The sequence below is a fragment of the Bacillus sp. JJ1764 genome, from assembly GCF_036962145.1.
GTDB lineage: Bacteria > Bacillota > Bacilli > Bacillales > Cytobacillaceae > Neobacillus.
This window is the reverse complement of record NZ_JBALNY010000069.1, coordinates 1-6,477: the sequence shown is the minus strand read 5'-3', so window position 1 is coordinate 6,477 and position 6,477 is coordinate 1. Positions and strand designations below refer to the sequence as shown.

Below are 6,477 nucleotides of genomic sequence, written 5' to 3'. Positions count from 1 at the left end.
ATTCTGGCTTTCATTGCTGGGATGAAGGACATTTTGACTTAGTTTTATTAAGATTCCGGCCTTCATTGCTGGGATGAAGAACATTTTCACCTAGTTCTATTAATATTTTAGCTTTCATTGCTAGGATGAAGGTCATTTTCATTTGGCCCTATTAAGATTCTGGCTTTCATTACAAGAATGAAGAACATTTTCACTTGGTTCTATTAAGATTCTGGCTTTCATTGCTAGAATGAAGGACATTTTCATTTGGGATCTATTAGGACTCTGTTTTTCATGCAAGGATGAAGGACAATTCGAAACTAAATAATATGTAGAACTGCCCTTCATCTGTATCTGATTTAAACGCTTATTTTACCCATTTAACAGTTTGCTCAATATCTTTACGAACCTTTGCCCGCTGAGGGTCTGTCTCCCGATAACCAAAGGCGACCATGACAGAAGCACGCCATTCACCATGATCAAGCAGTCCATTTTTTTCAAGAATTTCATTTACTAATTTGTAGTTAAACCCTTCAATTGGGCATGAATCGATCCCGATCATTGCAGCAGCTGTCATCATATTCCCTAATGCAATATAGGTCTGGCGGCAAGCCCAATCATACATTGCCCGTTCATTGTTTACCATTGGCAAATCAGATTCCTGAAAACTTTTCATTCTAGCTGTAGAATTTTTAATGATGTCTTCCGGCATTTTCTGGACATTTTTCTTGTGATTTAATACATAATCCGAGTCATAACTCAAGTTGGTTTTTGCTAGAATTATCACAAAATGACTGGCTGTCGTTAACTGCCCCTGAGCTCCCCATGATACTTCACGTAGTTTTTCTCTTAATTCTTGGTTTTGGATAATTAAAAATTTCCATGGTTCATATCCAAATGAACTTGGTGATAATCTTCCTGTTTCTAAGATGAATTCAAAATCATCTTCTGAAATTTTTCTTATTGAATCAAAACGTTTAGTCGCATGTCTATAACGGAATGCATCTAAAATGTCTTTTTTGTCAATCGTCATCATAATCACCCTTTATGTTAGTAGATACAGGAATATCCTTCCATATTTCACCTCTTGACATTCATTTACTTTAATTAGGTTCCTTAAACATAAAGACCTTTCACCTAGGCTTTCCGATCTAACTACAATCAACCTCCCGCAAAAATCCCCCCATAACACGCAAGTATTCATCTTCTTCTTCCACATAGGCCATATGTGCACTATTCTCGAAAACATGGAATTTCGAACCGGGTGTCACACTGCTATAGTATTGGGTGGTTTCTGGGGTGGCCTCGTCATAACGACCACATGTATAAAGGATCGGACTAGAAATATCTTTTAATTGGCTAGTGCAATCGAAAGTTTTTAGATTCCCAAGAACAGTAAATTCGGATGGTCCCCACATAATGTTGTAAACTTCAGCGTTAAAATATTCCTTTGGTTTTTGATCAAGCCATTCTGGATTTTTCTTCAGGCGATTAACGAAATGCTTGCCGAATACATCAATCGCTGCCTCAAACTCTTCCGAATCAGTTGTACCATTTTCTTCACAACGCTTGATAGTTTCTTGAACCTCATATGGCAATTTCTTAAGATTTCGCTTTTGGTCTTGCTCCCACAACGGGGCACTAAGGCAAGGGCTTGAAAATATGATACTTTTCACGCCTGATGGTTTCGTTAAAGCGTAGGAGGCTGCCAAAGTAGTGCCCCAAGAGTGGCCAAGAATATGTACCTCATCAAGATGGAGTGCTTCACGAATTTGTCCCAGTTCCTCTACAAATCGTTCCAATCTCCATAATGATGGATCTATTGGGCGCTCCGAACGGCCGCATCCTAATTGATCATACAAAATAACAGGTCTATCTTTCGCAAGTGCTCCTAGCACTTGAAGAGAATAGCAGGATGACCCTGGTCCTCCATGTAATATGATAACTGGTGTCCCTTTTGCACCTTCATCAAACTGTTTATACCAAACCTTCCCACCGGTTACTGAAACAAATCCTTCTTTTTCCATTGCTATTTCCCCTTTTTAATAAAACTACTAGTTTTTCCAAATATAATGGTAAAATTTAATTTTTTGACCATTAAAATCTGGCTCTTCATAATCAACCGAAATACGTTTAAAATGGTTCTTCTCTAAAACCTTCTGAGATTGGATATTGAGGTTCGTTGTTTTCGCATGTATTTCTTCTAAATTGTACTCCCGTACTTTTTGTAAAAGCATGTGTAAAGCTTTACTCGCAAACCCTTTCCCTGCATACTTTTCACCCATCCGATAGCCTAAATCTCCTCTACCTGCCACGATATCTACCAGATTCATTCTTCCGATAATAGTCCCAGAATGTTTTATTAAGTGAAAATACGATATTCCTTCCCTTTGTTCCTTCAGTAACTCTGAAATACTTTCGGTAAAATTTTCAAATTGATAATATTGATTTCCTCGACTTGGAACCATTTTTTCAAAAAAGGCTCTATTTTCACATTCAAATTGAAATAATTCTTCTTTATCGGCTTCTTTTAATTTGTCTAAATAAATCTCCACATATAGGACCCTTTCACGATCAAAACTTTATTTCCCTTTTTCATACATATGGCCGATAGCCGGGCTAATAGCATTTGAAATAATAAACGACCCATCCCGAAACTATATTTTAAACATCATCGGTGTAAAACGAATTCCTTTCACAGTCTGTTCCACATCTGTGTCAACAAAACCTAGCCGATGATAAAAATCCACTGCGTACGGAGAAGAATTTACGGTGATCCTTTTAACATTTTGTAATGTGGATTCATTAAGTACGGACAGAAAAAGTTTTCTTGCAATTCCCCGGCGATGAAATTCTTTTTTGACAAAAAGCAAGCAAATATGAGTCATAGCTATCGTAGCGATGATACCGGTTAATTCGTTTTGTTCAAAGCAGCCCCAAAAGGAAAGCTCACCTTTATCAAATTTCTCAATCATTGTATGATAAGTAATAAACTTTCTAAATTCCTCTATACCTTGTTGTAAATAGTCTGGAGCGTCAAATTCCTGAAAAACGGTCCATACTAATTCTAGTGCAGGTTTAATGTCCGATTTTTCCAACCTTACTATTTTCATCATAACATCACTAATTATTTAGATTTACCATTTCAAAATGCTCCACCACCGGAAATGGATCATAGAAATGGTGAAGTCTTTTTTTCCACTCCAGATATTCCTTTGATTGTCTAAAACCAACAGTGTGATCCTCCAACGTTTCCCAGTTGACTATGAGTAGATATTTCCCCTTGACTTCCAAACACCTTTGTAATTCATGGGATATGTAACCTTTCATAGAAGAAATGATAGTGGACGCCTCTATAAAGGCACTTTCATATTCCTTTTCCATTCCCGGTTTTACTTGAAGCATAACTGCTTCCAAAATCATATATTTTCCCCCCATGCAAATTTTTGGAATACCTTTATTTTAAACTATATTATGGGAGTTAGAGACAGAAAATTTGTTTTTTTTAATGGAGTCCATTAATATGAGTAAGCAAACCAAAAGGAAAGGAGCAAAATGGTATGTCAATTGCAATCATTTATGGGGGAACCCGGGCAAATGGAAATACGGAATTACTAACGGATCACGTAATCACGGGGGTAACAACTGAAAAAATATATTTACATGAGCAAACGATCCAACCTATCATCGATAAGCGCCATTCTCCGGAAGGATTCGAAGATCGTAACGATGATTACAATTCAATAATCGATCGTATTTTGCCACATGACATTTTGCTATTTGCCACACCCGTTTATTGGTATACCATGTCGGGATCCATGAAGAACTTTATAGATCGATGGTCTCAGACATTAAGAGATTCAAATTATCCTGATTTCAAAAATATAATGGCAACAAAGAAAGCTTATGTGATTGCCGTTGGGGGCGATCAACCTCGTATAAAAGGCTTGCCGATGATCCAGCAATTTAAACATATTTTTGATTTTATGGGGATTGAGTTTGCTGGTTATATTTTGGGGGAAGGCAACAAACCTGAAGACATTTTGGCTGATGAAACAGCCCTTAGTATTGCTGCGCAATTTAATAAGCAATTAAAGGGTTAAGAAAAGGACTGCATTTGAAACGATGCAGTCCTTTTTTTTCCAACAGCTTTAACCTGCTCCAAGAACAGTTCTTTTTCTTCTTTCACATTCTTCATTACTTATGTACTAGTGCTCTTTTTTATTTATGGTATTTAATTTTTCCTCGATTCGATTCAATTGTTCCTTCCTCATTTTGAATGAGCGCCAACTTAGAAAAATAATGGCAATAAAAATTACAGGAACAGCGAAAACAAATAATTGAAAAATAATATCAGCGATATTCATATTTTTTCCTCATTTCTAAAAAAAAAAATAGTTACATAGACGTAATAAACAACACTAGCACATTATAGCTGCTAACAAGAAACTTAACAAAATACTAAGAAAAGAAACAATCACATTATTTTTGAACTCACATATCCCACATATTAATCCATAAATAACGGTTCCCCACCATAAACTATTGATTAATACTTTGGGGAAATTTGATAATGTGTCAGTAAAGAAAAGGCCCATGATGATAATTTGTAAAAACATAGCCAGGATCACTTTCAAACTTGGCTTTTTCAAACATGGTTTAGTTTTTGAGATGAAGATTATTCCTAGAAATATACANNTAAAAATACAATCATAAGAAAACTCATGAGAACATCCTCTACAAAGAAAATATTTCCATATATCCATTTTATCATAAATGTACATAGAATTACTATGTAATATTCATAAATGACCTATATTTCCTTAAACCTAGGGTTTTTAACATGCACTACATGGAGCGTTTCTGACAAAAAATCGTTTGTCTTCCCTCTAGTTCATCTTCATCAAAAAAAATAACCTTCCAATCCTTAAAAACTTCCAATAATTCTCTAGACTTCAATTTATATTGATCGGATATACCAGTGTTTAAATGATTGGGCACCTGATAATAGGTCTCCATAAAAAAGTACCCATTTTCTTTAATCACGTTTTTTACCCTTGTAAAAAGTGACCGATCTAGATAATACGTGATAACGACCAAATCATATTTTTGATTGTAATCTTTCCATTCCGTTAAATCTTTTACCACTGGTACAATAGAAAGATTTTCATTTTCCGCTTTTTTCTGTAAATACTGAATGGCAACCTCTGAAATATCAATGGCAAGGACTTGATAGTTCAATCGCGCCAAAAACACGCTGTTTCCCCCAAGTCCACAGGCTAAATCAAGCGCTGTTCCGCCTTTTAAGTAATTAGCAACCTTTTTTATTCGGAGATTAGGCTCCAATTTTTCCAGCTGATCTAGTTTCTGTTTATATTTCAAATTCCACTTTAATTTTGAGTCCATTTTATTCTCCTTTAAAATAATTCATCCCCATATCACCCATACTGTAAACGAGGTGATCAAACATGACAATTGTTCGGTTAGGTTATGTGGCCATGAGCATGGAGGTAAAAAATGCATCTCCGTCTAAAACGATGACATTTACCCAATTTGAAAAAATTGAGGACCGTGATGCCGCCCTTCGTAAATTGGAAAGAATTGCTCATACAAATTTAGAAAATACGTTACGTTTATTGAAACATAATGCTGCATCGCAAATCCATTTTTACCGACTATCCTCTCGCTTAATTCCATTAGCCAACCATGAGGAAATTCTGGATTGGGATTACATGAAACCCTTAAAGGACATTCTTAAATCAATTGGGGAATTTACGAAAAAGCATGACATGAGAATTGACTTTCACCCTGATCATTTTGTCCTCATTAATTCTCCAAATAAGGACATTTTAAAAAATTCTATTAAAACATTAAAGCTTCATTATCTTTTATTAAAAGGCATGGGAATCGACTCTACTCATCGATGTGTGATGCATGTAGGTGGAAACTACAAAGAAACGGAACAATCACTAGAACGGTTTGTTGAAAATTGGATGGATGTTCCGCGAGCCATTCAAAAGATGATCATGCTAGAAAATGATGACACTTCCTTTACCCTTGATGATACCCTATATTTGTGCGAAAAATTGGGTATTCCACTCGTGTTTGATTATCACCATCACCTTGCCTATCACCAAAATGAAAATTGGGTGGGTAATTGGCAAAGAGTTGTGCAAACTTGGAAGGATTCCCCATTGCCAATCAAAATGCACATTTCCAGTCCAAAAAGCGAAAAGGAATTCCGACATCATTCCGACTTTGTGGATATCTCTATGTTTTTCCATTTTTTAAAAGAAATAAAGGACTCTGTGCCGCAAATTGATTGCATGATTGAAGCCAAAATGAAGGACCTCGCTCTATTTAAGTTAATGGATGAAATCAAAGAAAGAGATGATGTCGAAATCATAGATGCATCTACTTTTAAAATATAGGCTGTGTTAAAGAACAGTGTTGATTTTTTACACTCTGTTGATTGGAGCGGAAGGTGCGAAGACTCCT

General features: G+C 35.8%; 9 protein-coding genes. 2 read left to right on the top strand and 7 right to left on the bottom strand.

Features of this window, described 5'->3' with window-relative positions; genetic code table 11:
* Positions 1-346: 346 nt before the first annotated feature.
* From V7083_RS11480 to V7083_RS11460, 5 genes are all read right to left on the bottom strand, one after another.
* The gene (locus tag V7083_RS11480; RefSeq protein ID WP_335477786.1) at positions 347-1,012 is read right to left on the bottom strand and encodes an NAD(P)H-dependent oxidoreductase; all 666 of its coding nucleotides are present in this window, start codon (positions 1,010-1,012) and stop codon (positions 347-349) included.
* 118 nt (positions 1,013-1,130) lie between these two features.
* A complete protein-coding gene (locus V7083_RS11475) occupies positions 1,131-2,006 on the bottom strand; it encodes a proline iminopeptidase-family hydrolase (RefSeq protein ID WP_335477784.1) in 876 nt (291 codons plus the stop codon).
* Between the two features lie 27 nt (positions 2,007-2,033).
* Positions 2,034-2,534: a GNAT family N-acetyltransferase gene (locus V7083_RS11470; RefSeq protein ID WP_335477782.1), complete on the bottom strand. Its 501-nt coding sequence runs from the start codon at positions 2,532-2,534 to the stop codon at positions 2,034-2,036.
* Positions 2,535-2,636: 102 nt separating this feature from the next.
* Positions 2,637-3,092, bottom strand: a complete 456-nt coding sequence (locus V7083_RS11465) for a GNAT family N-acetyltransferase (RefSeq protein WP_335477780.1) — start codon at positions 3,090-3,092, stop codon at positions 2,637-2,639.
* A gap of 10 nt (positions 3,093-3,102) precedes the next feature.
* Positions 3,103-3,402, bottom strand: a complete 300-nt coding sequence (locus tag V7083_RS11460; RefSeq protein WP_335477778.1) for an antibiotic biosynthesis monooxygenase family protein — start codon at positions 3,400-3,402, stop codon at positions 3,103-3,105.
* A 137-nt stretch (positions 3,403-3,539) separates the two neighbouring features.
* Between V7083_RS11460 and V7083_RS11455 the strand changes: the two genes are divergently transcribed.
* Positions 3,540-4,082, top strand: coding sequence for a flavodoxin family protein (locus V7083_RS11455; RefSeq protein ID WP_335477776.1), 543 nt, complete (start codon positions 3,540-3,542; stop codon positions 4,080-4,082).
* 105 nt (positions 4,083-4,187) lie between these two features.
* On the opposite strand, the gene V7083_RS11450 is transcribed toward V7083_RS11455, so the two are convergent.
* Positions 4,188-4,346 (bottom strand): hypothetical protein, encoded by a 159-nt coding sequence (locus tag V7083_RS11450; RefSeq protein ID WP_335477774.1) that lies wholly within the window; start codon positions 4,344-4,346, stop codon positions 4,188-4,190.
* A 481-nt stretch (positions 4,347-4,827) separates the two neighbouring features.
* Positions 4,828-5,385: a class I SAM-dependent methyltransferase gene (locus V7083_RS11445; protein ID WP_335477773.1), complete on the bottom strand. Its 558-nt coding sequence runs from the start codon at positions 5,383-5,385 to the stop codon at positions 4,828-4,830.
* 62 nt (positions 5,386-5,447) lie between these two features.
* Between V7083_RS11445 and uvsE the strand changes: the two genes are divergently transcribed.
* Positions 5,448-6,410, top strand: a complete 963-nt coding sequence (uvsE, locus tag V7083_RS11440; RefSeq protein ID WP_335477771.1) for a UV DNA damage repair endonuclease UvsE — start codon at positions 5,448-5,450, stop codon at positions 6,408-6,410.
* Positions 6,411-6,477 lie beyond the last annotated feature (67 nt).